This window comes from Photobacterium indicum (genome assembly GCF_003026215.1).
In the GTDB taxonomy this organism is placed as follows: Bacteria; Pseudomonadota; Gammaproteobacteria; order Enterobacterales; family Vibrionaceae; genus Photobacterium; species Photobacterium indicum.
In genome coordinates this window covers 499,332-525,989 of sequence record NZ_PYOC01000001.1, presented here as the reverse complement: position 1 = coordinate 525,989, position 26,658 = coordinate 499,332, and the positions used below count along the sequence as shown (strand labels likewise).

At 42.0% G+C, this 26,658-nt stretch carries 22 protein-coding genes; 9 read left to right on the top strand and 13 right to left on the bottom strand.

Going from position 1 to position 26,658, the window contains the following annotated elements; translation table 11 throughout:
* Nucleotides 1-30: 30 nt before the first annotated feature.
* Nucleotides 31-1,575 (bottom strand): methyl-accepting chemotaxis protein, encoded by a 1,545-nt coding sequence (locus C9J47_RS02275; protein WP_107252050.1) that lies wholly within the window; start codon nucleotides 1,573-1,575, stop codon nucleotides 31-33.
* A gap of 560 nt (nucleotides 1,576-2,135) precedes the next feature.
* Here C9J47_RS02275 and dhaK point away from each other — a divergent pair.
* Genes dhaK through ptsP form a run of 3 tightly spaced genes read left to right on the top strand, consistent with a single transcriptional unit; the run spans nucleotide 2,136 to nucleotide 6,415 of the window.
* A complete protein-coding gene (dhaK, locus tag C9J47_RS02270) occupies nucleotides 2,136-3,203 on the top strand; it encodes a dihydroxyacetone kinase subunit DhaK (RefSeq protein ID WP_107252049.1) in 1,068 nt (355 codons plus the stop codon).
* 17 nt (nucleotides 3,204-3,220) lie between these two features.
* Nucleotides 3,221-3,847, top strand: coding sequence for a dihydroxyacetone kinase subunit DhaL (dhaL, locus tag C9J47_RS02265; protein WP_107252048.1), 627 nt, complete (start codon nucleotides 3,221-3,223; stop codon nucleotides 3,845-3,847).
* Between the two features lie 60 nt (nucleotides 3,848-3,907).
* Entirely contained in the window at nucleotides 3,908-6,415 is a 2,508-nt protein-coding gene (gene ptsP, locus C9J47_RS02260; protein WP_107252047.1) for a phosphoenolpyruvate--protein phosphotransferase, read from the top strand.
* A 66-nt stretch (nucleotides 6,416-6,481) separates the two neighbouring features.
* Here the strand turns inward: ptsP and dhaR are convergent, their stop codons facing one another.
* The 3 genes from dhaR to C9J47_RS02245 form a co-directional block, all read right to left on the bottom strand.
* A complete protein-coding gene (dhaR, locus tag C9J47_RS02255; protein ID WP_245903260.1) occupies nucleotides 6,482-8,446 on the bottom strand; it encodes a dihydroxyacetone kinase operon transcriptional regulator DhaR in 1,965 nt (654 codons plus the stop codon).
* A gap of 173 nt (nucleotides 8,447-8,619) precedes the next feature.
* Nucleotides 8,620-10,416: a phosphogluconate dehydratase gene (edd, locus tag C9J47_RS02250; RefSeq protein ID WP_107252046.1), complete on the bottom strand. Its 1,797-nt coding sequence runs from the start codon at nucleotides 10,414-10,416 to the stop codon at nucleotides 8,620-8,622.
* 2 nt (nucleotides 10,417-10,418) lie between these two features.
* Nucleotides 10,419-10,967: a gluconokinase gene (locus C9J47_RS02245; RefSeq protein ID WP_107252045.1), complete on the bottom strand. Its 549-nt coding sequence runs from the start codon at nucleotides 10,965-10,967 to the stop codon at nucleotides 10,419-10,421.
* A 161-nt stretch (nucleotides 10,968-11,128) separates the two neighbouring features.
* Here C9J47_RS02245 and C9J47_RS02240 point away from each other — a divergent pair, with 161 nt between their 5' ends.
* Together C9J47_RS02240 and C9J47_RS02235 are read left to right on the top strand one after the other, a co-directional pair.
* Nucleotides 11,129-12,505, top strand: coding sequence for a GntP family permease (locus C9J47_RS02240; RefSeq protein WP_107252044.1), 1,377 nt, complete (start codon nucleotides 11,129-11,131; stop codon nucleotides 12,503-12,505).
* Nucleotides 12,506-12,518: 13 nt separating this feature from the next.
* On the top strand, nucleotides 12,519-13,133 hold the full coding sequence (locus C9J47_RS02235; protein WP_107252043.1) for a bifunctional 4-hydroxy-2-oxoglutarate aldolase/2-dehydro-3-deoxy-phosphogluconate aldolase: 615 nt from the start codon (nucleotides 12,519-12,521) through the stop codon (nucleotides 13,131-13,133).
* A gap of 246 nt (nucleotides 13,134-13,379) precedes the next feature.
* Here the strand turns inward: C9J47_RS02235 and C9J47_RS02230 are convergent, their stop codons facing one another.
* Complete coding sequence (locus C9J47_RS02230) at nucleotides 13,380-13,724, bottom strand: winged helix-turn-helix transcriptional regulator (RefSeq protein ID WP_107252042.1); 345 nt, start codon at nucleotides 13,722-13,724, stop codon at nucleotides 13,380-13,382.
* Nucleotides 13,725-13,830: 106 nt separating this feature from the next.
* Between C9J47_RS02230 and C9J47_RS02225 the strand changes: the two genes are divergently transcribed.
* Nucleotides 13,831-14,610: an SDR family NAD(P)-dependent oxidoreductase gene (locus tag C9J47_RS02225; RefSeq protein ID WP_107252041.1), complete on the top strand. Its 780-nt coding sequence runs from the start codon at nucleotides 13,831-13,833 to the stop codon at nucleotides 14,608-14,610.
* A gap of 174 nt (nucleotides 14,611-14,784) precedes the next feature.
* On the opposite strand, the gene C9J47_RS02220 is transcribed toward C9J47_RS02225, so the two are convergent.
* Nucleotides 14,785-15,345 (bottom strand): TetR/AcrR family transcriptional regulator, encoded by a 561-nt coding sequence (locus C9J47_RS02220; protein WP_107252040.1) that lies wholly within the window; start codon nucleotides 15,343-15,345, stop codon nucleotides 14,785-14,787.
* Nucleotides 15,346-15,510: 165 nt separating this feature from the next.
* Between C9J47_RS02220 and C9J47_RS02215 the strand changes: the two genes are divergently transcribed.
* Nucleotides 15,511-15,846 carry a hypothetical protein gene (locus C9J47_RS02215; protein WP_107252039.1) on the top strand — a complete coding sequence of 112 codons (336 nt, stop codon included), beginning with the start codon at nucleotides 15,511-15,513 and terminating at the stop codon, nucleotides 15,844-15,846.
* Between the two features lie 63 nt (nucleotides 15,847-15,909).
* Nucleotides 15,910-16,245, top strand: a complete 336-nt coding sequence (locus C9J47_RS02210; protein WP_011220306.1) for a hypothetical protein — start codon at nucleotides 15,910-15,912, stop codon at nucleotides 16,243-16,245.
* A 245-nt stretch (nucleotides 16,246-16,490) separates the two neighbouring features.
* On the opposite strand, the gene dbpA is transcribed toward C9J47_RS02210, so the two are convergent.
* Nucleotides 16,491-17,879 carry an ATP-dependent RNA helicase DbpA gene (gene dbpA, locus C9J47_RS02205; RefSeq protein WP_107252038.1) on the bottom strand — a complete coding sequence of 463 codons (1,389 nt, stop codon included), beginning with the start codon at nucleotides 17,877-17,879 and terminating at the stop codon, nucleotides 16,491-16,493.
* A gap of 558 nt (nucleotides 17,880-18,437) precedes the next feature.
* On the opposite strand from dbpA, the gene C9J47_RS02200 reads away from it, so the two are divergent.
* Nucleotides 18,438-18,995, top strand: a complete 558-nt coding sequence (locus C9J47_RS02200; RefSeq protein ID WP_107252037.1) for a type II secretion system protein — start codon at nucleotides 18,438-18,440, stop codon at nucleotides 18,993-18,995.
* 46 nt (nucleotides 18,996-19,041) lie between these two features.
* On the opposite strand, the gene C9J47_RS02195 is transcribed toward C9J47_RS02200, so the two are convergent.
* The 6 genes from C9J47_RS02195 to C9J47_RS02170 all read right to left on the bottom strand — a co-directional run bounded on the left by C9J47_RS02195 (nucleotide 19,042) and on the right by C9J47_RS02170 (nucleotide 26,640).
* Nucleotides 19,042-19,824 (bottom strand): MBL fold metallo-hydrolase, encoded by a 783-nt coding sequence (locus C9J47_RS02195; RefSeq protein ID WP_107252036.1) that lies wholly within the window; start codon nucleotides 19,822-19,824, stop codon nucleotides 19,042-19,044.
* A gap of 109 nt (nucleotides 19,825-19,933) precedes the next feature.
* Nucleotides 19,934-20,125 carry a hypothetical protein gene (locus tag C9J47_RS02190; protein WP_041394884.1) on the bottom strand — a complete coding sequence of 64 codons (192 nt, stop codon included), beginning with the start codon at nucleotides 20,123-20,125 and terminating at the stop codon, nucleotides 19,934-19,936.
* 183 nt (nucleotides 20,126-20,308) lie between these two features.
* A complete protein-coding gene (locus C9J47_RS02185; protein WP_107252035.1) occupies nucleotides 20,309-20,773 on the bottom strand; it encodes a methylated-DNA--[protein]-cysteine S-methyltransferase in 465 nt (154 codons plus the stop codon).
* On the bottom strand, nucleotides 20,766-22,310 hold the full coding sequence (locus C9J47_RS02180; protein WP_107252034.1) for a DNA-3-methyladenine glycosylase 2 family protein: 1,545 nt from the start codon (nucleotides 22,308-22,310) through the stop codon (nucleotides 20,766-20,768). Before C9J47_RS02180 ends, C9J47_RS02185 begins: the two co-directional genes overlap by 8 nt.
* Nucleotides 22,311-22,499: 189 nt before the next feature.
* Entirely contained in the window at nucleotides 22,500-25,382 is a 2,883-nt protein-coding gene (locus tag C9J47_RS02175; RefSeq protein WP_211321677.1) for an ATP-binding response regulator, read from the bottom strand.
* Nucleotides 25,375-26,640 carry an acyl-homoserine-lactone synthase gene (locus C9J47_RS02170; RefSeq protein WP_107252033.1) on the bottom strand — a complete coding sequence of 422 codons (1,266 nt, stop codon included), beginning with the start codon at nucleotides 26,638-26,640 and terminating at the stop codon, nucleotides 25,375-25,377. The genes C9J47_RS02175 and C9J47_RS02170 overlap by 8 nt, the downstream gene beginning before the upstream one ends.
* Nucleotides 26,641-26,658: the final 18 nt, after the last annotated feature.

The following is a 26,658-nucleotide window of genomic DNA, read 5'->3' as shown; positions in this document are numbered from 1 at the left end:
AGGAGTAGGCTACTCCTCATAAATCAGCGGCTAACCAAACGATTTGCCTAAAGCATCCAGTGAGGCTACGTTGTCTCGTACTCGATCTGATGAGATTTTCATCGCTTCAATTTGTTCTATATTTTTTGCGGAAGAATCGGATATTTGATGGACATTATGGCTAATTTCAGCAGCGACCGTGCCTTGCTCTTCAGCCGCTGTTGCAATCTGTGTTGAAATTTCTGCAATTTCGTCCACCATCGCAACGACATCTTTAATGTTCTGTGCTGTCAGGCTTGTATTCTCAACACATTGCTGAGTTTTTCGGATGCTATGAGTGGTTCGTGACTGCCAGTCGCCCAGAGATTTATTGATCTCATCAATACTGGATTGAATTTTCTCGGTTGCCCCATGTGTTCGTTGAGACAATGCGCGAACTTCATCAGCAACAACGGCAAATCCTCGACCCTGTTCACCCGCCCTCGCCGCTTCGATTGCCGCATTAAGTGCAAGTAAATTTGTTTGCTGCGCAATACCCTGAATTTCGACCATCATGGCTTCTATTTGATCAGACACTCTGGCTAAAGACTGTGCTGTTTCAGCCGTATTTTCCGTTTCAATCGCAAGTTCATTGATATTATCTTGGGTGGTGTTGAGGATCATTGTTGTTTTGGCACACTGATCTTGTGCGAGTAAGGCTTTATCGGATGTTAGTTGTGTGTTTTGTGCAATTTCACTGGCAACTGCAGACATCTGAGTGATCGAAGTAGCAATGTGCTGAGTATCTTGATCTTGTACTGTAATTGACTGCTTGGTTGTCACAACCGCTTGCTGTAAATCTCCACTTACCGTTTTTAATGTCGAAGAGGCATCATCAACACGCCCGAGAACCGTTTTAATCCGTGCATCACAAAGCTGTAAATGAAAATCAGCAATGGATTCAACTGAATCACCACTGTAAATAATGCGAGTTAAGCTATCATAATCATCTTTGAGCTTTTTAAAATACTGTGGTTGTTTAAACAACTCATTGCGGTAAAAAAGAATAAACAGCACTAGTGGGATTAAAGCACTGAATTCAGCAAACTCATGTAATGAGAAATGAGCGCTACTAATGGTAATCAGTGTGATGGCTGTGACTAATAAAAATTTTTGAAGTATTGAAAGCTGAAATGAATATGGGTTTTTCTTTAGATTAAGTTGCTCATAAATATGAGTCGCTGAAGTGATCATTGCGGGTGTCGGCTTGCGTCGAACTGATTGGTAACCACAGACCCGGTCATTTTTATATATCGGTGTAACATATGCGTCGACCCAATAGAAGCTGCCATCTTTACAACGATTTTTCACTATTCCTCGCCAAGGCTTATTTTCTTTCAAATGTTTCCATAAATCGCCAAAAGCTTGAGCAGGCATGTCCGGATGACGAATAATATTATGATGCTGACCCACCAATTCTTCGCTGGTGTAACCACTTATTTTAATAAAGTCATCATTCGCGTAAGAGATCACGCCTTGTAAATCTGTGGTTGTCACGAGTTGGGCATTATGCTCTAAAGGGAGTTCTCTATCGACAGTATACTGATTGCTTTTCATTGTTTACCTCTTCCTTAAGCTGACGATTTAAGCAGCCTTCCATTTTCAGCTGCAACATGTCATCACAAATAATCACTATCTTCACATTAGATTTATTTTATATATATCAAATGTAGCTCATATGCTTAAGAGTGCTTATATTTTTGGCTAAATCTGACTCTTTACTGCTTCCTGTCACCTCGTTATTTGTGATCCGAGCAGCAAAGTTACACATCTATTCCCCCCAACAAGCTTAGTGCCGACTAACTATCATCACTCTCTATTCCAGATAACAAGCCTAAAATATGCTTTAGCTCAAGAATCTGCCCCCTGAACTCAATCTGCGTTTCATTACGGAACATAAGCACCTCCAAACAGTTCCATTTTGAAACACAATAACCGGAGTAACGCCTATTCTCTTATTGGCATACCATCAGCTTTGACATTACAGGTAAATTTATAAACATCGGCGAAACACAACCGCTGGATTGTGCCTACTGCGCAGCTCAACAGCGATTTGCTACGACTTCCTTTTACCCCATAAATAAACTGCTCCAACGCAGAATAATAAGGATAGAACGATGAAAAAGATGATTAATCAGATTGATCAAGTGGTTAAAGAGCAACTTCAAGGTATTGCGAAGGCTCATTCTGAACTCGACGTACACTTAGACCCTATGTATATCGTGCGAAAAGAGCGGGAAAAAACCAAGGTTGCACTTATTTCTGGGGGGGGAAGCGGTCATGAACCGATGCACGGTGGTTATGTAGGAAAAGGCATGCTTGATGGGGCTTGTCCTGGTGAAATGTTTACATCGCCTACCCCCGATCAAATGTACGAATGTGCACAGAAGGTAGATACCGGTGAAGGTATTCTCTTTCTTATTAAAAACTATACCGGGGATGTACTGAACTTTGAAACAGCAGTAGAGCTTCTTCACGGTGAGGGATTAAAAGTACAAGCGACACTGATTGATGATGATGTAGCAGTGAAAGATAGCCTGTATACCGCAGGGCGACGGGGTGTTGCGACTACAGTGCTGGCAGAGAAAATCCTAGGGGCAGCTGCCGAAGAGGGCTACAACCTCGATAAAATAAGTGCTCTAGCTAAACATATTGCTAACCGTGGACGCTCATTTGGTGTTGCACTTTCTGCTTGTACTGTTCCTGCCGCTGGTAAACCAAGTTTTGATTTAGCTGATAATGAAATTGAATTTGGTATCGGTATCCATGGAGAACCCGGTATCGAACGTCGCGCCTTTACTGATGGCGACACTATCACTACCGATATGATGAGTGAAATATTAGATAACACTCCCTATGAACGTATTGTTCGCCGCTGGGATAATAATCTAGGTGAATGGCAAGACGAATCTTGGATCACAGAACCTCTCAATTCTGGCGATAAGGTTATTGTGCTCGTGAACAACCTAGGGGCAACACCACAATCTGAGCTCTATATGGTATATCGGAAAGTTGCTGAAATACTGGAAAACCATGAGATACAAATTGAGCGAAACCTTATTGGTAGCTATTGCACGTCATTAGATATGCAAGGGATTTCTATCTCAGTGCTAAAAGTCGATGATGAAATGTTATCTCTGTACGATATGCCCGTTAACACACCAGCAATGCGCTGGGGCTGCTAAACGTTAAGGAACAACTGATGACAATTACCAAACAACAAATCGTTCAGTGGCTTGAAGATTCAGCTGACGTATTCCAAAACGAGCAAGATTTCTTAACTGAGTTAGACCGAGAAATTGGTGATGCCGATCATGGGCTCAACATGAACCGTGGTTTTCAAAAAGTAAAAGAGAAATTACCGAGTGTTGCCGATAAAGACATTGGCACTATTTTGAAAACCACAGGAATGACACTGCTATCAAGCATAGGTGGAGCCAGTGGTCCACTATATGGCACTTTCTTTATACGCGCAGCAACCAGTGTAATGTCTAAAGAAGAGCTCAACCTTGTTGAACTCACCAAAATGCTTCAAGACGGTATGGATGGGATTGTTCAACGCGGAAAAGCAGAGGTGGGTGATAAAACCATGATTGATACCTGGAACGGTATTATGACAAGCCTAAAGCAAGACCAAAACATCAGTGTTTATGATGCACTAAATACAGCTGTTGCCAATGCTGAAGTCGCAATGAAAAGCACAATTCCAATGCAAGCAAGAAAAGGACGGGCAAGCTATTTAGGGGAGCGTTCTATTGGTCATCAAGACCCAGGGGCGACATCCACGTACCTACTTTTTACGGCGCTACGTAACGCTTTAGCGCAATAATATTCTCCCCCTTTTTTCTGTTCGAGGTGGTATTACACCACCTCACTTTAAGGTTTAATTATGGTCAGTATTGTAATTGTTTCCCACAGCCCAGATTTAGCCAAAGGCGTTCATGCGCTGGCTGAACAGATGACACAAGGGAAAGTCAAAATTGCTGTCGCAGCTGGCGTCGATGATCCTGAAAATCCAATTGGTACCGATGCGATAGCCATCATGATGGCGATTGAAGAGGTATATTCACCCGAAGGTGTGTTGGTTCTCGTGGATATGGGTAGCGCAATATTAAGTACTGACATGGCCTTAGAGCTTATGGGCAGTGAACAGACTACGAATGTGCACATCTGCGCTGCACCGCTTATTGAAGGAGCGATGTCGGCAAGTGTTGCCGCCGCTGCTGGCATGTCTCTCGAAGAAGTCACTAACGAAGCACACAATGCATTACTCGCAAAATATCAGCTGTTGAACCAAAGTGCGAAGCTGCCGAATGGTATACCAACAGATGTTCTATCTACTCCCGCTGATAGTGAATACGAAACAGAGGTTGAATGGCTGGTGCAAAATCCCCATGGCATTCACGCCAGACCAGCTTCTGCGATTGTCGGTGCTATCAGCGCATTTGATGCGCAAATATGGCTACAGTGCCATGACAGACGAGTCAGCGCCAAGAGCATTAACAGTATTGCGCTATTAGATGTAAAACAAGGTGACACCTTAGTGTGTATTGCCAGTGGTAAAGAAGCACAACAGGCATTACAAGCATTTAAATTGCTCGCTCATAACCATTTCAATGAATCGATCGATAAACAAATCGATGTCATGAATAAGCAAAATAGCGTTAATACAATTCATCAAGTCACCGATATCATTGAAGATGAACATGGATGCTTAAGAGCCATAGGTATATCTGAAGGAATCGCTATCGCTCCAATCTGGCACTACCGCGCAACAATGCCTAAAGCACGAGAGCGTAGGTATCTAGGTTATGAGCAGGAATGGACGTTATACACTCAAGCCAGTGATACCGCTCAACAAGAACTCTCCCAATTGGCAGACCGAACTGCCCTGGCGGGCTCAAAATCAGAAAGTGATATTTTTACAGCTCATTGCGCTATGTTGGCAGATCCTGATCTCAGCAATCAAATTGCACGACAGCTCAGCAATCAAATCAATGTAGAAAAAGCTTGGTCATCAATTATTGAACAGACAGCACAAGCTTACAAAGACGCTTCTAGCGAATATATGCAAGCACGTGCCAAGGATATTTACGATATTGGTCGTCGCGTAATGAGATTACTCATCGGGGAAGCCGAACAAAAAATCGTACTGACTGAGCCAGTAATTTTAGCTGCCGTTGACTTATCACCATCAGATACCGCACAACTTGATCCCGCGATGATCAAAGGGATTATCCTTGAGCAAGGAGGAAGTACATCACACTCAGCGATTCTTGCTAGGGCATTAGGTATTCCGGCGATTACAGGGCTCAATAAATTGATGTCTCGTAGCCAAGAAGGCAACCTCGCAGTCATTAATGGGTGTAGCGGAGATGTGTGGTTATCACCTACGTCGCTGCAACTTGAAAGTGCACAAAAAGAGCTTGAAAAACAGCAGTTCCAGAAAGAGCAAGCCCAAGCAACGATGATAGAAAAGGCATATACACAAGATGGAATTTCAGTAGATATTTTTGCTAATCTAGCCACTTTAGAAGATGTGGAACAAGCACTGAACGGCGGTGCCGAAGGTGTTGGGTTAGTCCGTAGCGAATTTCTTTTTATGGAACGCGAACAAGCACCGTCTGAACAATATCAATATGAATTCTATTCCCAAATAGCTAATGCATTTGGTAAAAAGCAGGTGATCATACGTACACTCGATATTGGTGGCGATAAGCCTTTAGCCTATTTGCAACAAGGGCATGAAGATAACCCATTCCTTGGTTGCCGAGGTCTGCGATTATGTTTGCAAAATGAAGAACTCTTCAAAGTACAGCTCAATGCCTTGCTTCGAGCAAGAGCTAAACATCCGAATTTGCATGTGATGTTTCCAATGGTTGCCACGCCAGAGGAATTATACCAAGCGAAATCTCTACTCAGTGACTGCCATAACGCATTACAGCGTGACGGTATATCAAGTGCCATTCCCGAGTTCGGTATTATGATTGAAGTACCAGCTGCGGTAGTCAATGCCAAGCAGTTAGCTAAAGAAGTCAGTTTTTTCAGTGTAGGAACAAACGATCTCACTCAGTATGTGATGGCTGCAGACAGAGGCAATAATGCGGTTTCGTATTTAGTCTCTTCCACTCAGCCTGCTGTGCTGCGTATGATTGAGCTAGCAGTTAAAGCCGCCCATGATGCAGGCATCCCTATTGGGATATGCGGTGAAATGGCTGGTGATCCAAAACTCACCGAGACGCTGATAGGGATGGGGATTGATAAGCTGAGTATGAGCCCAATCCGTATTGCTGCGGTTAAACAGGCGGTACGTGCAACTCATCACCAACAAGCAGAACGAAAAGCGAAAGAGATCCTGAATGCCGATACCTCACAGCAAATACTGGCCATACTCTAAGTGTCCATGATCTAAGTGGCCACTATCAACTAACACACCGCACATAATGTGCGGTTTTATTTCTGACTATTTATAATCATTCACGTCAATATTGTAATTTTTGAGCTTGCGCCACAAAGTCGTACGACCCACCTTTAAATCTTCACACATAGAGCCGATTTTCCCTCGGCAATCCAAGGCTGAACGAATAATCGTCACCTTTTCTGAATCTGCTAAATTGTTTGAATGAAAAGGCTTATTACCTGTCTGGCCATGATCTGTCGCGGTAATAATATTGTCAGGTAAGTCTTTAACTCTAATTACACTGCCATCCGAAAAATTGGCTGAACGCTCGATCACATTACGCAATTCTCGATGGTTTCCAGGCCAGCGGTATCGCATTAAAAATGACAACGCTTCTTGACTAAGGGCCAACGATGTTTTCTTTTCAGCTTCCAAATGAGTCAACTTTCGTTCAGCGAGAATAGGCACATCCTCAATTCGGTCGCGAAGCGGGGATACGTGAATATCAAACGTCTGTAACTCCAAAAGAAGCTGCCTACGAAAATGTTTTTCCACGACATACTGATCTAAATCGACGTTCGATGTGGCTACAATACGCACATCCACAGAGACAATATTACCGTTCATACGATTGATTAGCCCTGTTTTGAGTAAGTGAAGCAAGGCAGCCTGTACCTCAGAAGACAAACATTCCACTTGATCGAGAAATAAAGTACCGCCATTAGCCAGTTCAAACTTTGACACAGAAGAGTGCTCACTCTCTAGCGCTGAACCTAAAAATTCACTTGCCATAAGCTCTTTGGGAATAGCTTGACAGTTTATGGCAATGAACGGCTGCCCCTGTCGATCACTGCCATTATGAATAGCTTGGGCAAGATGACTTTTCCCAATCCCATCTTCACCATGAAGCAAAACAGGGCCTCGTCCTTTTGCTGCGTGGCGCGCTTGCCGAACCACGCGCAGCATAGCATCCGATCCCCCGACAATATCGTCAAAGGTCAATCTCGCCCGATTGCCAACATGCTGATGCACTAAGTCGCGAATATGCTTAATAGGGTAAAGCAGAGCAATATAGCAATGGGTACTATTTTGAGCATTTTTCACAATTTTTAGCGACATAACTAAAGAAATAAGCCGGCCTTTGCTTTCAATGGTCGTATCGACCATATCTAGCCCAACACCCTGTTTGATTGCTTGGTGAACACGCTGAGGCATAGTAAGTATCGAACTGATTTCTCTTCCTAATTCACTGACCGTAAGGCCCAAAAGATCGCAACCTTTTTGATTCAAGTAATGAATCTTTCCATTGGGATACCATGCAAGTACACCTTCCTCAACACCTTCAAGTAAAACATGTACCTCAGATAGATGCTGATTGGATTCGGTAAGCATACTCTCAGCCTGCATCTGGCTAGCTATATCACGGGAAGCAGAATGAATTAAGCCCAATGCAGAAACACTGGCTTTTTCGACAGGCAGAACCAACGCAACGCAGCCTAGCGCGGTTCCTGTATCACCAAATACTGGTGCGGCATATACCGCGAAACCATGTAGTGCTTCCTTGAAATGCTCAAAACCAGCAGTTTGGGTCGCTTTCGCTAAATGCATAGCACTTGAAATTGCATTATTACCCATAATGCCTTCTCGCCAGTAAACCCCCTCTTGAATCCCAAGCGTATCAAGTTTTACTTTCATCTCACTGTCTGCGCATAAATACAGAGTACAACCAACTTCATCGCTAATAACAAAAGCACAGCTTTCGCTTTCTAGATATTCATAAGTATCTTCAATAGCTGGTATGGCAATATTTAAAAACGGAGCTTTACTTTTCTGTATCGAGGCATAGGTTACCCCTTTAGCCCGATGAGGCATCGACCAATGATCGTGACGCTGCTGTCGACGACATCTGGCCCAGACTTGCTGTAAATGCGGGTCAATATTAGGAAGTTCGGCTTCTGCAGACGACTGGGATACAAAAGCGTTCCAAATCTCTTTGGTCAATGCTTGGCGAGGTGGCATAAGAAACATAATTACTTATTCAATTCAGCGGTTATCTTAGCGTGTTAGATCAAAAAAAAATAATACCCAGATTGGAAAATTGAATTTTAGAAAAGGCTTTTATTAAAAAGCCTCTTCATAACAACACGACCATTATCGAGAAGTAGATCGCCTGGAATTAACTACGATTGTTAAACAACCACTTAATAAAGAAATGATGCACCTTGTTCAGCGCTCGATACGTTTTCACGCATTATTTTGAAGATGTCACGTCCCCACGTCATTTGGCGAGATTCAGTATCGATGTTATCTACAGTTCGATGCTGCATATCAGCTAAAACATCCAATTGACCCGTTACGCAATCTAGTCGCACTATATCGCCGTCTTGAATCAATCCAATGACACCACCACGCAGTGCTTCTGGTGAGACATGGATCGCTGCTGGAATTTTGCCCGAAGCACCGGATAGTCGACCATCAGTCACTAATGCCACTTTGAAGCCAGCTTTTTGAATATTGCCAAGGATTGGCATCAATTTGTGCAATTCCGGCATTCCGTTCGCCGCAGGGCCATTATGCGTCACAACAATAATACCATCTTGATTCAGCTCACCAGATTTATACGCCGTTTCTACATCATGTTGCGAAGTAAACACTTTTGCTGGCGCTTCAACCACACGGTATTCTTCTGCAACCGCTGACACCTTGATCACTGCACGCCCTAAATTACCGTTTAAAACTTTCGTGCCGCCCGTATTTTGGAAGACTTCGCCACTAACAGCAACAACTTCAGGGTTTGTCGTTTCACCGCGCGCTTGCCAGATAACGTCTTCACCCTCGAGGCTTGGAGACATCAATTGCAGCTCAAACGATCCAAAGGCTGGGGTGACATCAGTATGTAACAAACCACTCTCATGCAAACGCTTCATCAATGCAGGCACACCACCAGCAGCTTCAAATGCATTAATGTCGGCAGGCCCGTTCGGGTATACCTTCACCAATAATGGCACCACATCAGACAAGTCACTGAGATCTTCCCACGTCAGAATAATACCTGCAGCACGTGCAATGGCGATCATATGAATACTGTGATTAGTACTGCCACCTGATGCTAATAATGCCACCAGCCCGTTGACTAAACTTTTCTCAGTGAACACATCGCGTAGTGGACGGTAAGAGGGTGTATCTGCCGTCATCGCTGCAATACGTGTTGCGGCATAATCCGTTAATGCAGTACGCAATGGTGATAATGGATGTACAAAAGCAGAACCAGGGAGCATTAGCCCCATAGCTTCAAACACCAACTGATTCGTATTTGCGGTGCCATAGAAGGTACACGTACCAGATGAGTGATAGGCATTACACTCCATTTTTTGCAGTGCATCTTTACCGACTTTGCCTGCTACAAATTTTTGGCGAACATCCACTTTCTCTTCATTCGTAATACCCGTAGACATCGGCCCTGCAGGAATAAAGGCTGTTGGTAAATGTGCATAAGTAAGCGCACCCATTAACTGCCCCGGTGCAATTTTGTCACAAATACCGAGTAACAACGTGGCATCAAACACATTATGACTAAGAGAAAAAGCTGTCGATTGGGCAATAAGATCACGAGAGAACAGTGACATATCCATGCCAGCTTGCCCTTGCGTAACACCATCGCACATCGCAGGTACACCACCCGCAACTTGCGCAGTATGGCCTTGAACATTTAAGACCGCTTTGATTTGATCTGGGTAATCTTTATAGGTTTGATGCGCACTCAACATATCGTTGTACGCAGTTACAATACCGACATTGGCATGAGTAAAATTCAGAATTGCTGTTTTTTCACTGTTACATGAAGCCGCCACTGCGTGGGCTAAGTTACCGCATGATAACTGCGCTCGCCCTTTACCTTCAGCGGCTTGCTCATCAATTTTGGCAAGAAAAGCCGTGCGTGTTACTTGGCTTCGTTCAATAATGCGTTGGGTAACGTCGAGAAGAACAGAATGCGTCATGATTAAACCTCTTGAGTATTATTAACTGGCGATGCTTGTTGTTGCGCTAAAAATTCTAAACCTTCGATAGATCTGACTAACACTTCATCCATCGGCGCATCAATATCTACAGTCACCACTTGTGATTCATCCGTTGGCCGTTCCAACGTATCAAACTGGCTTTTCACCATATTCTCTTTCATAAAGTGGCCTGTGCGTGAACGCATACGTTTTAGAATCAGTTCGAAACTCCCATCTAAAAACAAGAATGTCACATTACTGTTACCATCTCGGATCTGATCTCGGTAGCTTTTCTTCAACGCAGAACACACCAAGACACCCGTTTCATTTTTACTTTCAAGACTGAATGCTGCATCACGAATACGTTCTAACCACGGTTCACGATCTTTATCGTTCAACGGTTCACCACGAGACATTTTCAGAATATTTGCTTTTGGGTGCAAGTCATCGCCATCAATGAACTTTGCACCAATTGCACTTGCCAATTGCTGACCTACGGTACTCTTACCGCACGCACAGACACCCATGACAACAATGCTTTTACCTGTCATATAAGCTCCCTACTTATTATTCTGAGCTAGATCTCATTTTTTAATATCACTTGAAAATATGGGTTTATCTTAGAGATATTACGGGTAACATGTTACCCGTAACTTAGAGATTTGTGAACTAAAACACAAACACTATTAATCGTGATACTAGGATAGGTACTATGGAACAGATTACCCAAGCTGCAGGCCCTGCATATCTGCTAATGATTGCCGCATTAGCAATTACGGCTCTACTCATTTTAATTATTAAACTGAAAGTTCATGCCTTTGCGTCTTTGACGTTAGTGAGCTTAGGTACTGCTATTGCGACAGGTATTAGCAGTGAGCAAGTTGTCCCAACCATGATGGGTGGATTCGGAGGCACATTGGCTTCTGTTGCACTACTTGTTGGTTTAGGGGCAATGATTGGTAAAATTTTAGAAGTCACTGGCGGTGCAAAAGTACTGGCAGATACACTGGTGGGCCGTTTTGGTGAAGAAAAAGCCCCGCTCGCGTTAGGCATCGCCTCTTTACTTTTCGGCTTCCCGATTTTCTTTGATGCAGGTCTGATCGTAATGATGCCTATCATCTTTAGTGTAGCCAAACGCTTTGGTGGCTCACCACTGAAATACGCATTACCATCTGCAGGTGCGTTTGCCGTAATGCATGCATTTGTTCCACCACACCCAGGTCCTGTTGCTGCCGCAGAATTACTCGGAGCCAATATTGGGCTGTTGCTTTTTGTCGGTATGATTGTTGCGCTTCCAACATGGTATTTGGGCGCATATTTATTCGGTCAATATGCTGGTAAGAAATTTGATATTCCACTATCAAAAGCATTTTTTAATGCCGATAACATCATAGACGACACTAAGTCACCAAAGTTCTCAACCGTTATGGCTATTTTGTTATTGCCCGTTTTCCTTATTTTTATGGACACAGGTCTCAATACCTTGTCTGTGGCAGGTGTAATCGAAGGGTCTTCCCCAACAGTTGAATTCCTACGAATGCTAGGTAAAACACCGATAGCCCTACTTATTACTTTACTCGTATGTTTATCTGTCTTTGCCAAAGATTACGGTTTGAAACACCTTGAAAAGCTTTGTGGTGATTCACTGGCTCCTATCTGTGCTGTTATTCTGGTTACAGGCGCAGGTGGTATGTTTGGTGGCGTATTACGAGCAAGTGGCATTGGTGAAGCACTAGCAGGTGTCTTATCTGATACGGGGATGCCAGTAATTGTTGCAGCCTTTGTAATTGCAACCTGCCTGCGTGTTGCACAAGGTTCAGCCACCGTTGCCTTAACAACAACTGCTGCGTTGATTGCCCCAACAGTGGCAGCTACAGCGGGTTTAACAGAACTCGACTTATGCTTCATTGTTATTGCAATTGCCAGTGGTGCAACAGTGCTTTCTCACTTTAACGATTCAGGCTTCTGGCTTGTCGGGCGTTTAATGGAAATGGACGAAAAAACAACGCTCAAAACATGGACTGTTATGGAAACACTTCTTGGCACCATCGCTTTCATTATTGTCGCGATTGGTAGTTTTATTATTTAAGGTTTTAAAAATTATGCTTAGCATCGAACAGCGTTTAAAAGAAATCAAAGTCGTCCCTGTGATTGCTATCAATGACGAAAATAAAGCGGCTTCATTAGCAAAAGTTTTGGTTGAGAATGGACTACCTTGCGCAGAGGTAACATTCAGGACACCAGCAGCTGCAGAATCTATTCGGCTAATGCGCGAAGCGTACCCAGATATGCTTATCGGCGCAGGTACAATACTGAATAATCAACAGGTAGATGAAGCGATTGCAGCAGGTGTTGATTTTATTGTGAGCCCAGGTTTAAACCCGACCACTGTGCAATACTGCCAAGAAAAAAACATTGCGATCATTCCTGGTGTAAACAACCCAAGCTTGGTCGAGCAAGCAATGGCGATGGGACTTAAAACATTAAAGTTCTTTCCTGCGGAGCCATCAGGCGGTATTCCGATGCTTAAAGCATTATCAGCGGTATACCCCGTTTCATTCATGCCAACAGGCGGTGTAAGCCCAGCCAACGTGGCCGACTACCTTGCACTAGAATCGGTTGTAGCATGTGGCGGTACTTGGATGGTACCAAATAACTTGATCAATAACGCTGATTGGAAAGGACTCGCGGCTCTGGTTAAAGCCGTTAACAATTAATAAGACTGAAACAATTTTAATACATCAAACATTTTTCTGATGCATTAAACGTAATGTTCCATAGCGGAATTCAACAAGCCGCTATGGAATGCCTACCGTCAATGAATGCCACTATAACCCCTTTTGCGACAGCTAGTTATCATGTTTTATCTAATTTATTCAAGGTAGAAGTGAATAAAATAAGCGTCAGTACAGATGTTATACCTTACAATTTAAAGATAAGCTTTTAGGCATTTATACAATTACTTATTCATCTGCCTCTGAAATTTCATTTTGCAGTACTTCGAGCTGATCAAGAATACGAATAAATTTATCGCCAAAAGGCGTCACTTCATATTCAACTCTTGGTGGTATTTCATTAAATGTGACTCGATTTAAAATACCAAACTGCACATTTTTACGTAAACATTCGTTCAACACTTTCGTTGAAAGCCCTTCTACATTTCGCACCATTTCACCCGGTCGATTTATATCATGCGCAAGCAATTGATAAACAGTAAGTGACCATTTACAGCCATAAATGGTTTCGACCATACGTGCAGACCGTTCTGGCGCTGATTTTCTCGAAAACATTTTTTCCTGATTTTTCATAAAGATGTACCAATAAGTACTTACCTTACCGATTTGTACTTACTATTCAGATGGTTAGTAATGGCACTAACATTAGCACATCGCCAATACACAAGAGAGTATAAAAATGAACTTCAAACACACTGGTATAGCATTGATCGTAGGTGGCTCTAGCGGCATGGGCTTAGCGACAGCAAAGCAATTAGCAATGAATAACCTTGATGTAGTTATCGTCGGAAACAATGCAGAAAAGTTAAACCGTGCAGTTAGTGAGGTACAAGCGGTAGCATCTGGTTCTGCTCAAGTATCTGGCTTGCAAGCTAACCTTTACAAGCCTGATGATATTCAGAAAATCGTCGATTTTATTCATCAACCTTCAAACCAAATCAGCTATTTGGTCAATGCTGCTGGTTATTTTAACCCGAAAGCCTTTGTGGAGCATACTGCCAGTGATTACGACATCTATATGGATTTAAACAAAGCGACCTTTACTCTCTCGCAAGCGGTTGCTACCAATATGATTAAAAACGGTGGCGGGAACATTGTGAACATCGGTTCAATGTGGGGAAAACAAGCGATTAAAGCTACGCCATCATCCGCTTATTCAATGGCAAAAGCGGGATTACATGCATTAACCCAACATATGGCAATGGAACTTGCAGACAGCGGAATTAGAGTAAACGCCGTGTCACCAGCAGTAGTGAAAACGCCCATTTATGAATCATTTATTGACCCCAAAGAGGTTGATGAAGCATTAGATGGATTCAATGCTTTCCACCCTATTGGACGAGTTGGTACAGCCCAAGATATCGCCAATACCATCACCTTCTTATTATCGGACGAAACAAGCTGGGTAACGGGAGCTATTTGGGATACTGATGGCGGAGTGATGGTGGGCCGTAACTAAGCTGCATTCGTTTATCACCCATGCACATAAACCAAGCAGTAAACGTCAATTATGTCGTTTACTGTATAAAGATAACGACATAATTAAACACCGAGAGCGTAATGAGTGAATGAATCATCAATGACTCTCGGTATTTTATTAACGAGCAAAGCTGATAGATCACTCTTAACAACGTTAGCTGTTTATCACATCCATATACATATCACGTGCAATATCGATAAGAGTAGGATCTTTTGAAATCTGCAATGTTGCAATTAAACCATTAAAAATAAGCTCTGCTCTCACCGCTTTTTCATGTGCATTTTCTACGTTATGCGTTTCAAGAAGATTACAAACCATACTGACACGTTGTTGTTTATAGATTGTACATATATCAGTAATGTTTTCTTCTGCATTACAAAATTCACTATGGGCAAGCTGGAAATAACAACCATTAAAAGCGTTAATAGCTAGAGATTGACGCAAGGTTTCAAAGCGTTCACTTAGCTTTTCTTCTAAAGACAATGAATCATCATTCATCACCTTGGTTAAGTGCTCAATCGCACTCTTCCTGTAAGCATCAAGAGCCTGAGCAATAAGGTTTTCTTTAGACTGAAAATATTTATAAATCGTTGCTTTTGACAAGCCAGTTGCAGCAGTGATTTTATCCATACTCGTACCATGGAAGCCATACTGAGAGCACAACTCGACAGTCTTATTTATAGCGTTTTGTTTTTTCTCTTCACATCGACTCATTCGCTATTCCTCACCACGGTTCAATACAATGATCTTAACAAACTAAACTGTTTAGTTCAAAAAAGATTGACAGACCTGTGAACTCAGGTCTATTCTAAAAATGAACTAAACAGTTCAGTTTAAAAAACTCAGGTAACTAAATATCAGAACAAAAGGAAGAACATTATGAAAACATCAACGGCCCTACTTAGCTTAGCCCTACTGCTCCCAGCATTATCTGCCACTGCAGCTCAGAATGATCACGATGAAAGCCTATCAAGCATACATGCTGAACAACTGCGAATTAGCGCATTAGATGCTTCGCCAAGTTCTGCACCTTCTATTGCTTATGCCGACCGTGATGAAAACACTGGCACCTTATACGCTGAATCGTTACGTCAAAAAGCACTCACACCCGTAACGCGCAATGTAGTCTCTTATACCGTGATTGATCACGATGAAAAAGTGTCTACTCGTTACGCCACGCAATTACGTATCGATGCGCTGAATAAGAAAAGCTAATCGAACTAGATGTATTAAAAATACGCATTAAAACCTAACAATTTATTTCTAAAGGAAATCAACATGAAAACTTCAACTGCCCTACTCAGCTTAGCCCTACTACTTCCAGCATTATCTGCCACTGCGGCTCAGAATGATCACGATGAAAGCCTATCAAGCATGCATGCTGAACAGCTACGAATCAGCGCATTAGATGCTTCGCCAAGATCTGCGCCTTCTATTGCTTATGCCGACCGTGATGAAAACACTGGCACCTTATACGCTGAATCGTTACGTAAAAAGGCACTCACACCCGTAACGCGTGATGTAGTGTCTTATACCGTCATTGATCACGATGAAAAAGTGTCTACCCGTTATGCCACGCAATTACGTATCGAGGCACTGAACAAAAAGAGCTAATGAACCTAGGGCGGCTTATCGCCATACGGAAATGGTATAAGCCAAATGTTCTCATCTAACGATATGTATCTCGAATAAACATACTGATTACAGAACTAAGGGGCTTTTATGATTCAACAACGAATAAAAAAGCCGATTCAGCCTAAAGCTGAATCGGCTTTTATAATTTTGTATTCATCACCGCACATAAACAAATAGTCAGAGGTTTACAATAATCTCCATTCTATCTATTCATTATGCCGTGATTAACCGCGAATTTGACGAACGCGGAAAGAACGACCTTTCAGCTTACCGTCTTCTAATTTCTTCATTGCCGCACGTACTGATTCACTTTTCACAGCAACATATGCAAAGTTATCAAAAATTTGAATTTTACCAACTTGGGCACCAGCAATACCGCTTTCACCTGTTAGAGCACCAAGAATATCACCAGGGCGAATCTTCTGACGCTTACCGCCATCAATTTGCAGTGTTGTCATTGCAGGGCGGAATGTTGGCTGATCAAGCAGGTCCATTGAAGGTAATGGCTCGCCACTGATTGGCTTATCAAGGTAATCTTCAAGCATGGCTACTTTGTAGTGTTCTTTATCACTAATTAAAGAACATGCAATACCTTTACTACCCGCACGGCCTGTACGACCAATACGGTGAACGTGTACTTCTGTATCACGTGCAAGGTGGTAGTTAATCACGGCATCAAGTGAATCAATGTCTAGACCACGAGCCGCAACATCTGTTGCAACTAATACTGATGTACTTTTGTTAGCAAAACGAACCAATGCTTGGTCACGTTCACGTTGCTCCAAATCGCCGTGTAGGGCAATTGAGCTGAAACCATAATCCACTAAATCGTCTGATACTTCTTGCGCTTCACGTTTAGTGTTACAGAATACAACAGTCGATTCTGGACGGTGCTTTAACAGCAATAAGCGTAATGCCGTTAGACGCTGCTCGTTACCATCGACTTTGTAGAAGTGCTGCTGAATGCTGCTATCGTCGTGCGTTGATTCAACTTTCGCCATCACAGGCTTAAACATAATGCGGTCAGCAATAGATTTAATCTGAGGCGGGTATGTCGCACTGAATAGTAATGTTTGACGACGCTGAGGGGCTGCATCAATGATTTCATCTAATGAATCTTGGAAACCCATCTCTAACATACGGTCAGCTTCATCTAGAATAAGTATTTCTAGATCATCAAGGTTCAACGTGCCTTTACGTACGTGCTCTTCAATACGACCCGGTGTACCCACAATAATGTGTGCGCCATGCTCTAGCGAACCAATTTGTGGACCAAACGGCATACCACCACATAACGTCAATACTTTGATGTTATGAATAGTACGTGCAAGTTTACGGATTTCTTTTGCGACTTGATCAGCAAGTTCACGCGTAGGACAAAGTACTAAAGACTGAACACGAAAACGCTTCACGTTCAGTTTCTCTAATAGACCAAGACCAAAGGCTGCTGTTTTGCCTGAGCCCGTTTTACCTTGAGCGATAACATCTTCGCCCGCCAAGATATGCGGTAAGCTCTGCGCTTGAATAGGAGTCATTGACTCGTAACCAAGAGAAGTCAGATTTTTTAGCAAATCCGCGTGCAAGTTTAGGGTAGAAAAAGCTGTTTGGCTCAAGGTGATAATCCTATTTATAATGCTGAATGACTATCGTAACCGACAGGCAGCAAAGTTTATTTAATGCGATGGAATGGTACAAGGGCAGCGACACTACCAGTTTATGCCAACCTAAACAATCTATGTGATGCTTTTACTGCTAGCTAACTATCTCTAGAACATGACAAGCACAATATCTTAACATGAAAGCGGCTCTGCTCTCACACCTCAGCCCCAATCACCATGCTCATTATTAACATGTAAAATCAGTACGATAAGTGAAGTGAAAAGCCTTTTTTATTCATGTCGCAGGTAAGCACATAAACGCCCAGTTTATCGCGGCGAATAATGACGATAAAAAACTCTTCAAACTGTATATAGAAAGATACGCCTGTAAAAATACATTAGCTGCTTACAAATTACATACAAAAATCAAAGCAAATGAACCACAACTATTCACTCTAACAATAAATATTAATCACAGTTCAGTACAATACAGGGTATAAGTTATTGACTATAGGCATAAACGCCATTAAATTGACACGCAAATAGAGTAACAACTCAAAAATGAGAACAATAATGAGAAGAAATGGCTTTACCCTTATAGAGTTAGTTGTCGTTATTGTGCTTCTGGGTATCTTGGCCGTGACTGCCGCTCCCCGTTTTTTAAACCTGCAAAGCGATGCACGAAATGCTGCACTAGAAGGCTTAAAAGGCTCGATAGAATCAGGTTTGGGGATTGGTTACGGGAAAATGGCGATTGCTGGGGTGGAAAGCGTACCGCACATAATTAGCCATACAACAGACAGTGATTATGCCGATAAGATCGGCGCTATTCCCATTTCAGGCTGTGAAGCGAATAATCACGATTCATGTTCTTTTCGCTTTGGCTACCCAGAATCAGATTTTTACACCATGACCACCTTGGTAGACGGCATCAACAAGCATTACGAGACAACTGAAGATTGGGGTATTACTCGCCAAGATAATAATGGCGATATCACAATCACCTCAGTAAAGAACCTTGATTATTCAACAAAACCACCAATATTAATTAATAACAACTGTTATCTAATATACCGTAGTCCGACATCGGCGGAATCATCTTATCGCCTCGACGTTGAACCTTGCCTATAGCAATCATATCTGACGCAAGGAGAATTCACGTATCAGCACAATTAGGCTAGGTAATACTTGGCAACTGATACGTGAGATTAAACGGAATAGCCACATCCAACAGTTTTGGTGTTGCCAGATTACTATCCCTGTTTGATCGTATTTCGATATACTGCTTTTCTGTCACCGACGTATTAATCATTACGTTGTCACTCTTCTGTGTCGAGAGCGATGAACAAAGTTCAGGCTCTTCATTTTCAGAGGGGTAGTCATGACACAAATACACATGCGTGTCTTCAGGCAGCTCAAAGAGGCGTGAAATAGACCGATACAAGTCTTCAGCGCTTCCACCGGGAAAATCCGCCCTTGCAGTCCCGCGTTTGGGAGCAAATAACGTATCGCCAACAAAGATACTATCGCCGATATGATAAGTCAGATCCGCTGGGGTATGACCCGGCGTTGACAAAACTGACACCGTTTCCCCACCTAAACTGAGCTCATCGCCTTCATCCAGTAGCAGATCAAATTGTGCTAACGGCTGGCAATTTAATTTAGACGACCAAGTATCATACACATCCGTGATCTTTCGGCTAATGGCTGTTTTACCACTAAGTGCATTCTTGACTGCCAGTGCAGCTGATAAATGGTCTGCATGAATGTGTGTCTCAAGAATATATTTAAGGGCTAACCCCTGCTCTTTGACAGCGTTAATTACTTGTTGCAGTGACGTCGTAGCTACCTTGCCTTTATTATAATCAAGGACTGGGTCGATGATCACGGCCTCTCCCCTGTCCGATACGAGATACGTCAGTGTCCCTGTTGCACGATGAAAGAAGTGCTGTACGTTCATACTCAGTTTTCCTAAAAACGGTTAGGCTCTGTCGAAAATAGGCTTTTTTAGCAAACATTTAAACTCTCTACTTACAACGGTACGGTGAATTTGACCATCATGACTATCGCTACCCATCACACTGATTGTCACTTTCATACGGATGGCTATTTTCATAGTCACACTCACACGCTTGATAATTAAAGCTACCGCCATTATCCAAACAGATGTCGATCTTTGACTGCGTTTCAACAGAATTAAATAAAAGCCCACCAAGACCAATAATTACCACCAAACTCAGTAACAATAATAGTTTCTTCATTTTGCATTCCTCTTGGTCAACATGTTTGTAGGTAAGAAGAGTTAAATAGCCTTCTAAACTTGATGATATTACCTCTTCTGCAGTACCATTAAGCCTAGACAGGCTGTATATAATTACCACTCCAGCTTGTTCTAATACCTCTAACTGATGGCTAACACTGACCTCTAGCGGCAGATGAAAGATTTATTTTGAGAGAAAATTAGCACCTTCATGTGTAAGTAACCATGCTTTGGTATCGATTCCACCAGCGTAACCCGTTAGCTTTCCACTTCGTCCAATCACACGGTGGCAAGGCACTATGATAGGCACAGGGTTGCGACCATTTGCCGCACCAACCGCGCGCACTGCTTTCGGGCTGCCCACACCAACCGCAATGTCGGTATATGAACAAGTTTGCCCAAACTCGACCTGTTCTAGCGCCCGCCACACTTGCTGCTGAAAATCCGTTCCTTGCATATCGAGTGATACTGAAAAGACTTTACGAACACTGGTAAAATACTCACTCAATTGCTCAAAACATTGTTGAGTCACAGTATTCATTTTTTGCGATGCTGCTTGGTCGGCATTAAATTCAATGGCAACCACACCTTTGTCGCTCGCTTTAATATTAAGCCAGCCTATTGGGGTATGTATTAACTGATTAAACATGACCGTTCTCCGTTATAACGCTGTTATTCACAATCGGCACTGTGGCTGAATCAAGATCAGCACTCCACAAATAAAGGGTTAAATAACTGCGCCATGGCGCTGCTGCATCGGGTGAAAACGCCTCATTCATCTTGACCAACGCTTTCTTAATGCCTAGATCACCAATCAAAAAAATATTTGGATCGCTTAACCCTCTCATTCGTAAATAATGCACCGTCCACGGTCCAATACCAGCAATGGCTAATAACGCTTTGCTATCATCTAATGGTTTATCACATGCGTAATCCGCAAATAATCGGATTGTTTCTTTGCGTTTTCCTGGCATTTTCAAATAAGAGAATTCATCGCCGATAAGCTGTTGCGGCAAAGGAAAATAACACCGTTCATTAGTATTAATAGGGTTATTGCCCACCACTTTAGTAACTAAATTTCTTGCTGCTTGTACAGAAACTTGCTGACCCAGTATCGCTCTAATTCCTGCTTCAAAAGGGCTCCACACACCCGGTAAACGCAAACCAGAAATCGCCAGAACCTCGGTATTTAATGCCCGCTTTAGCCGCGATTCAATATGTTCTATATCTGCATCTAAATCTAAACATCGTCGAATATTGCGAATAACACGATTAAGATAGCGTAAATCAGACAGTTGGATTCGTACCGAGAATACCGATTCTTCAGGTATATGAAACGCGGTAAATTCACCAATACAATCGAAGGGAGTTTCACTATGGCTAATCCTTTCCCCTGTACCTTGTGCCGAATGAAAGCCATCTACAGAGTCATAGCTAAAAGTACGCCCGTAGCTATTTTCATCACACCACTCTAGCCCTTCTATAATACGTGCTGCATAAAACTGCTGGAGATACCGCCAATTATAGGGCGGTCGGTACGATAATGTTATGACGATGTCTTCAGCCTGAGCGTGTTTATTTTCTATGGCATTCTTTCGTACTTGAGTAGGCGTAAGTGAAAACAGTTTTTTAAAACAATCGTTAAATCGACGAACACTATTAAAACCACTGGCAAGCGCAATACTGGTGATATTCAATTGCGTATCATGCAATAATTTTTTAGCAAATAAACACTGTTGATAATGGGAATAAGCAGTCGGTGACAAACCAAGTTCTTGTTGAAACAACATCCGTAAATAACGATCGCTAATACCTAATCGTTCAGCCAACTCAGCTAATGATTGTTGCTGTAATGCGCCATCATCAATCAAATGTATGGCGCGGTGCAACGTCGTATTCTTACCTTGCCACGCTGGTGAACCTGGCGCGCTATCAGGTCGACAACGCAAACAAGGGCGATATCCTGCATTCGCTGCAATCACTGCCGACTGAAAGTATTCAACATTCTTTTCTAATGGCGCGCGTGCTGGGCAAATAGAACGGCAGTAAATACCCGTCGTTTTTACCGCAATAAAGAACAGCCCATCATAACGAACATCACGGGATAACCGCGCTTCACGGCATTGCTCATCAGACAAGGCTAGCTTAATTAATGGGATGCTATCTGCTACCAATTCCGTGTTCATACAACCAACTCAATATAATTATTCATTCCTTAAAACTAAGTCTAAAGACTATACCAAATTAAGCTAGCCAGATTCGGAAGTGACAGTACATCGCAGTACATACCCTAATTACTCCCCTCTCCGTAAGCATCATAAAATGTAGTTAATACGGGGTTGATCGGGCGGTTATGCTCTATCGTGTGCAATATCTTATGTCATCCATTTCGTGAGTGTTTGGAGTAATTGCTGTTTATTGATAGGTTTAACAAGGTGGTCATTCATTGTTTCACTGATAGCGTGTGTTATTTCTTCATTGTATTCACCGGAAAGTGCCACAATGGGAATGGCGTCAAACAAGTGTCTTATTTGATGGGTCGCTTCAATACCACTCATCCCTGGCATTTGGATATCCATTAAGACCAGATTGAAAGGTTCTTTTTTTACCTTCTCGATGGCTTCATCTCCTGATGAAGCTTGAACAACGGTAATGCCTTCGCTGGCGAGATATGCTTGAACTAACATCCGATTGACCTGCATATCATCAACAACCAAAACGGTTTTTCCAATTAAACTTCCGCGTTTTGCGAAAAGGTCATTATCAATCAAAGATTCTAGAGAATGCTGGAATGCTTGGTGATCATAGATACCGTCAATCTGTCCTTGAAAAAAGGGGGAAAACTCTATGCTGTTCGAATGTTCGCTATTCTCAGTATATCCATAAAGAAACATCGGAGTGGTTTGAGCTTGGTGGCCATGAGTGCCAGCACGTAGCATTTTAATTGATCCCATTTCACGGTTCAGCAACATGTGATCCATTATGATAAAATCAACGGCTTGTTGGCTTAAATGATGGAGTCCTGTTTTTACATCTGGTGCCGTGCAGAGCTCGACGCCAAGTGATTTAAATTCAGAAGAAAGCCAGTTGCCAGCTTCTACGCTACCAAGTACAAGGCCGGACATTCCAGTCAAGTAGCTCTTTATTTTCTCTTTGGACATTTCACTGTGAATCTTCTCATCAATTGAAGGAAATGAGAGTATAAACTCAGTGTACTCTCCAAGTTCGGACTGGCAGGTGATGGTTCCACCAAATGATTCAATCACCCTTTTACAGTATGAGAGGCCTAAACCATTTCCTTGTACTTTTCCATTGGTATAGAACTCTTCTAGTATGTGCTTCTGGTGGTCAGGGGAAATTCCGGGACCAGTATCGACAACATGTACCTTATTATAATTGAGTTCTTTCTGAAAATAGATTCGTATCTGACTATTTGGGTAGGTATCGAAGTAATAAACGGCATTCTTAATAAGGTTGAACAGAACGAAACTATAAAGCGTATCGCTGCCATGGAAGAAGAAATCGCTTTGAGTGTCGATATTAATGCGGAGCTTATGCTCTTCACTATTGAAGCAGAAGTCGTTCAGGGCCTGATGTGTCAGTTTTGCAACGGAGTAGTTATCAAACAGAGTGGTGCCAATACTCTCGCCACGGAGTTCATCAAGAATAGCATCGATAAATCGCGATCCTAATTGTACTGCTTTTTGACCCTCAGAAAGTTCCTGATAGATTTTTTTCATTTCTTTTGAAGCAAATGGGCTTAAAGACGTATTTTCTATTCCGAACATATCAGCATCAATACGTTCAAAATGGTATTTTATTTTTGTTAACGGATTTCTAATTTCGTGAGCAATGGTCCCGACAAGCACTTGTGACTTGCGTATTTTATCTTCAGTGACAATAAAGCAGTTTGCTTTGTCAAATAACAGCTGCAGCCCCATTATCTCTTCGCTAGAAAAAAGCACATTCTCCTTCTCTTTGGACACCATGTATAACTGGGTAACTTCGTTTTTCTCATTGGTTATTGGTAAAACTAAAGACACCCCCATATTGACCATTTCCCGAGTGACGTTGCTCAGTTCCTTGGTGCTTTCTAGTTTTTCGTGCTTGAGCTGATATTCGATCTCTTCTTTGATAAGCACGGAACGATTACCATGAAAATAGGAGACAAAAATATTGTTTTCTGTATTGCCGCTAACTTTCTGAATTCGGCCTGATTTAGCATTCAGAACCTGATTTAGTTTTATAATAGCCTGATCGGTTGAGTAGCTAAATTCACCAATCAAGTTACAGATATTCTCTACCGGATCCCCTTTTTCCTTGTAAAGGAGTCTGTTAACTGAACGACGAATAATGGCAAGTGACTTATACCAACAAATACCCGTTATCAGCGTCCATATAACTAACAATAAAGTACTATCTTGTGTACCCACAAAGCCAACGCTAGCAATAGGAATGATATAAATTGCAGCATTAATAACGAAGCTGAGGGTAATAAGTCCGATATAACGGATGCTATAGAACCTATGATGTAAAAGGGCGTAACCGACAATTATAACTTCAATAATCGATAGCGCAGGCGGTAACCATGCTTTTGAGAAGTCATTTAAAAAAATCGGTATCAAAAAGTGCGCAAAAAATGTTGAGATGATAAAAGCCATCATGCCGAAGATCATGTAATTAGCTTTGATCTGTTTGAGCTTTAATTGACTTCTGCTGGATAGAATAAAATTGCCAAGAGTCAGTATAAGAAGCAATAAGAGATTACCAAAAAAAACACCCACGGTGGGACCAAAATGGATGACAAAGCTCCCGATACCTTCGATATCAACTGACTTAACATTCAGGCCGGGTACACAGTTTGTGACTAAGATAATGATGCAAGTGAGACTAAACAGTATCCATTGCCATGTTTTTAACTGAAAATATGTACGTTCAGATACCAATCGACATGAAAATAGAAATGCATACGCAAAAGCTAACCCTGAAAAAATATTGGCCAGAAGAGCCATTATGATAGCGGTATCAGCACCAAAATAAACTAACAAATCAGACTGGAAATAAGCGTTAGATAATATCCATGCAGAAATAAACACACTGTAAAGCGTGTAAGGAAAATACACCTGCCGGGAACTCCCCGGCAGGTGTTTTGCCAGTATTCGAGCAAAGTACGTTGCCCAAATTACAACAACAAGAGCAATCGCGACCAGAAAGATCGCGACCATATTTGCTAATGTTGCTTGTATAAAATCATGCACGGGTAGATGTTTTCTTTTGTTTTCGCATCCTAATGATTCTCTTGTTGTAATCTCTAAAGCTGCATAGCTTGAAGATTTGACTCATTGGCCTAGTAAAAACGAGTCCTTGGTACGTTGTAAGATCTGTCCCTTCAACTTTTTGTTCGCATAAAGATACATATGGTAGTGTTTTTATACTGTCATCATTAACCGAGCAGTAAAAATTCAAAATGGAAGGCTGTTCAACAATGGTATATGCCACCTCTAAACCTATGTCTGCAAGCTTAACTGTCAGATATTTAAGCGTTAAGTAAAGAATATAGTTCAGTTTTATCTGGGGCCCACTGATTGCCATTCTAATAATTTCGCAAACTGCATTTTTCTGTTTTATTGTTTTTAACAGGGAGTAATCAAATCTCTCAATTGATGTCGTATTTATTTTTGATGTCAGAACGTTGGAGAAAACACCAGATTTTTCAATTGTTTGGATTTTCTCATTTGATAACGTCAGTGTCCAATTTTCTGTTTGAAAAAAGTGTTCAAACGTGAGCCAGTTGTTATGTTGGCCCCAACGCTGGATAAGTGCAGACGAAAGTAAAAGGGGGGAATAGTCGCCTTGTTTTTGATACATGATGAAGTGCTCACCGTTAGCGGACACATCAAGATAATAAAGCATCTCGTACCAATGCTGTTGTTTTACAAACGTTTCAAGATTTATCAGCACATTTGCCAATGGAAGTCTCATTGGTATATTCGAATAGCAGGTACTGAATAAACGGTGATCATCTTTGATATTATCAACTACCTCATATCCGTAGTCATCGCTTTCTTCACTATATTCATATGTATCGGAGTGTCCAGTATCGTGGGCAAGAAAATCACGTTCTGCCTTATCAGTAAGTTGATAAACTCTAAATTCCGCCCAGCAACAGAGAATGTCATCAAAGAGAAGAATTGCGGTTTTTTCTATAAGAAAAAACAATGAAGGAAGCGTTGGAAGAGGCGTTGTACCGTTAATAGACTGTGCTGCTATACATGTAAATGTCGTGTATAAATTTCCTTTCCTTGTTGTTATAGGGAGCATCGCGGTGATTTCATCGAAGCGATATGAAATGATTTTTTCAAACAAGTTAAAATGGTTACTTGTGAGCATGTATGTATTAACTAGATCTAAGAATAGGTGTTTATCTTGTTCTGTAGGGTAACTTGTACGTAGCTTTTTGATATCGCGTTTAAATTTTTTTTCAAAATGGGAATTGTTGATATTAATGTTGTACATATATGATCCTCGACTTTG

What these genes read in the sequence shown, in the direction of transcription:
- C9J47_RS02275 (WP_107252050.1), bottom strand. Translation starts at nt 1,575, where the DNA reads ATGAAAAGCAATCAGTATACTGTCGATAGAGAACTCCCTTTAGAGCAT.
- dhaK (WP_107252049.1), top strand. Translation starts at nt 2,136, where the DNA reads ATGAAAAAGATGATTAATCAGATTGATCAAGTGGTTAAAGAGCAACTT.
- dhaL (WP_107252048.1), top strand. Translation starts at nt 3,221, where the DNA reads ATGACAATTACCAAACAACAAATCGTTCAGTGGCTTGAAGATTCAGCT.
- ptsP (WP_107252047.1), top strand. Translation starts at nt 3,908, where the DNA reads ATGGTCAGTATTGTAATTGTTTCCCACAGCCCAGATTTAGCCAAAGGC.
- dhaR (WP_245903260.1), bottom strand. Translation starts at nt 8,446, where the DNA reads ATGTTTCTTATGCCACCTCGCCAAGCATTGACCAAAGAGATTTGGAAC.
- edd (WP_107252046.1), bottom strand. Translation starts at nt 10,416, where the DNA reads ATGACGCATTCTGTTCTTCTCGACGTTACCCAACGCATTATTGAACGA.
- C9J47_RS02245 (WP_107252045.1), bottom strand. Translation starts at nt 10,967, where the DNA reads ATGACAGGTAAAAGCATTGTTGTCATGGGTGTCTGTGCGTGCGGTAAG.
- C9J47_RS02240 (WP_107252044.1), top strand. Translation starts at nt 11,129, where the DNA reads ATGGAACAGATTACCCAAGCTGCAGGCCCTGCATATCTGCTAATGATT.
- C9J47_RS02235 (WP_107252043.1), top strand. Translation starts at nt 12,519, where the DNA reads ATGCTTAGCATCGAACAGCGTTTAAAAGAAATCAAAGTCGTCCCTGTG.
- C9J47_RS02230 (WP_107252042.1), bottom strand. Translation starts at nt 13,724, where the DNA reads ATGAAAAATCAGGAAAAAATGTTTTCGAGAAAATCAGCGCCAGAACGG.
- C9J47_RS02225 (WP_107252041.1), top strand. Translation starts at nt 13,831, where the DNA reads ATGAACTTCAAACACACTGGTATAGCATTGATCGTAGGTGGCTCTAGC.
- C9J47_RS02220 (WP_107252040.1), bottom strand. Translation starts at nt 15,345, where the DNA reads ATGAGTCGATGTGAAGAGAAAAAACAAAACGCTATAAATAAGACTGTC.
- C9J47_RS02215 (WP_107252039.1), top strand. Translation starts at nt 15,511, where the DNA reads ATGAAAACATCAACGGCCCTACTTAGCTTAGCCCTACTGCTCCCAGCA.
- C9J47_RS02210 (WP_011220306.1), top strand. Translation starts at nt 15,910, where the DNA reads ATGAAAACTTCAACTGCCCTACTCAGCTTAGCCCTACTACTTCCAGCA.
- C9J47_RS02200 (WP_107252037.1), top strand. Translation starts at nt 18,438, where the DNA reads ATGAGAAGAAATGGCTTTACCCTTATAGAGTTAGTTGTCGTTATTGTG.
- C9J47_RS02195 (WP_107252036.1), bottom strand. Translation starts at nt 19,824, where the DNA reads ATGAACGTACAGCACTTCTTTCATCGTGCAACAGGGACACTGACGTAT.
- C9J47_RS02190 (WP_041394884.1), bottom strand. Translation starts at nt 20,125, where the DNA reads ATGAAGAAACTATTATTGTTACTGAGTTTGGTGGTAATTATTGGTCTT.
- C9J47_RS02185 (WP_107252035.1), bottom strand. Translation starts at nt 20,773, where the DNA reads ATGTTTAATCAGTTAATACATACCCCAATAGGCTGGCTTAATATTAAA.
- C9J47_RS02180 (WP_107252034.1), bottom strand. Translation starts at nt 22,310, where the DNA reads ATGAACACGGAATTGGTAGCAGATAGCATCCCATTAATTAAGCTAGCC.
- C9J47_RS02170 (WP_107252033.1), bottom strand. Translation starts at nt 26,640, where the DNA reads ATGTACAACATTAATATCAACAATTCCCATTTTGAAAAAAAATTTAAA.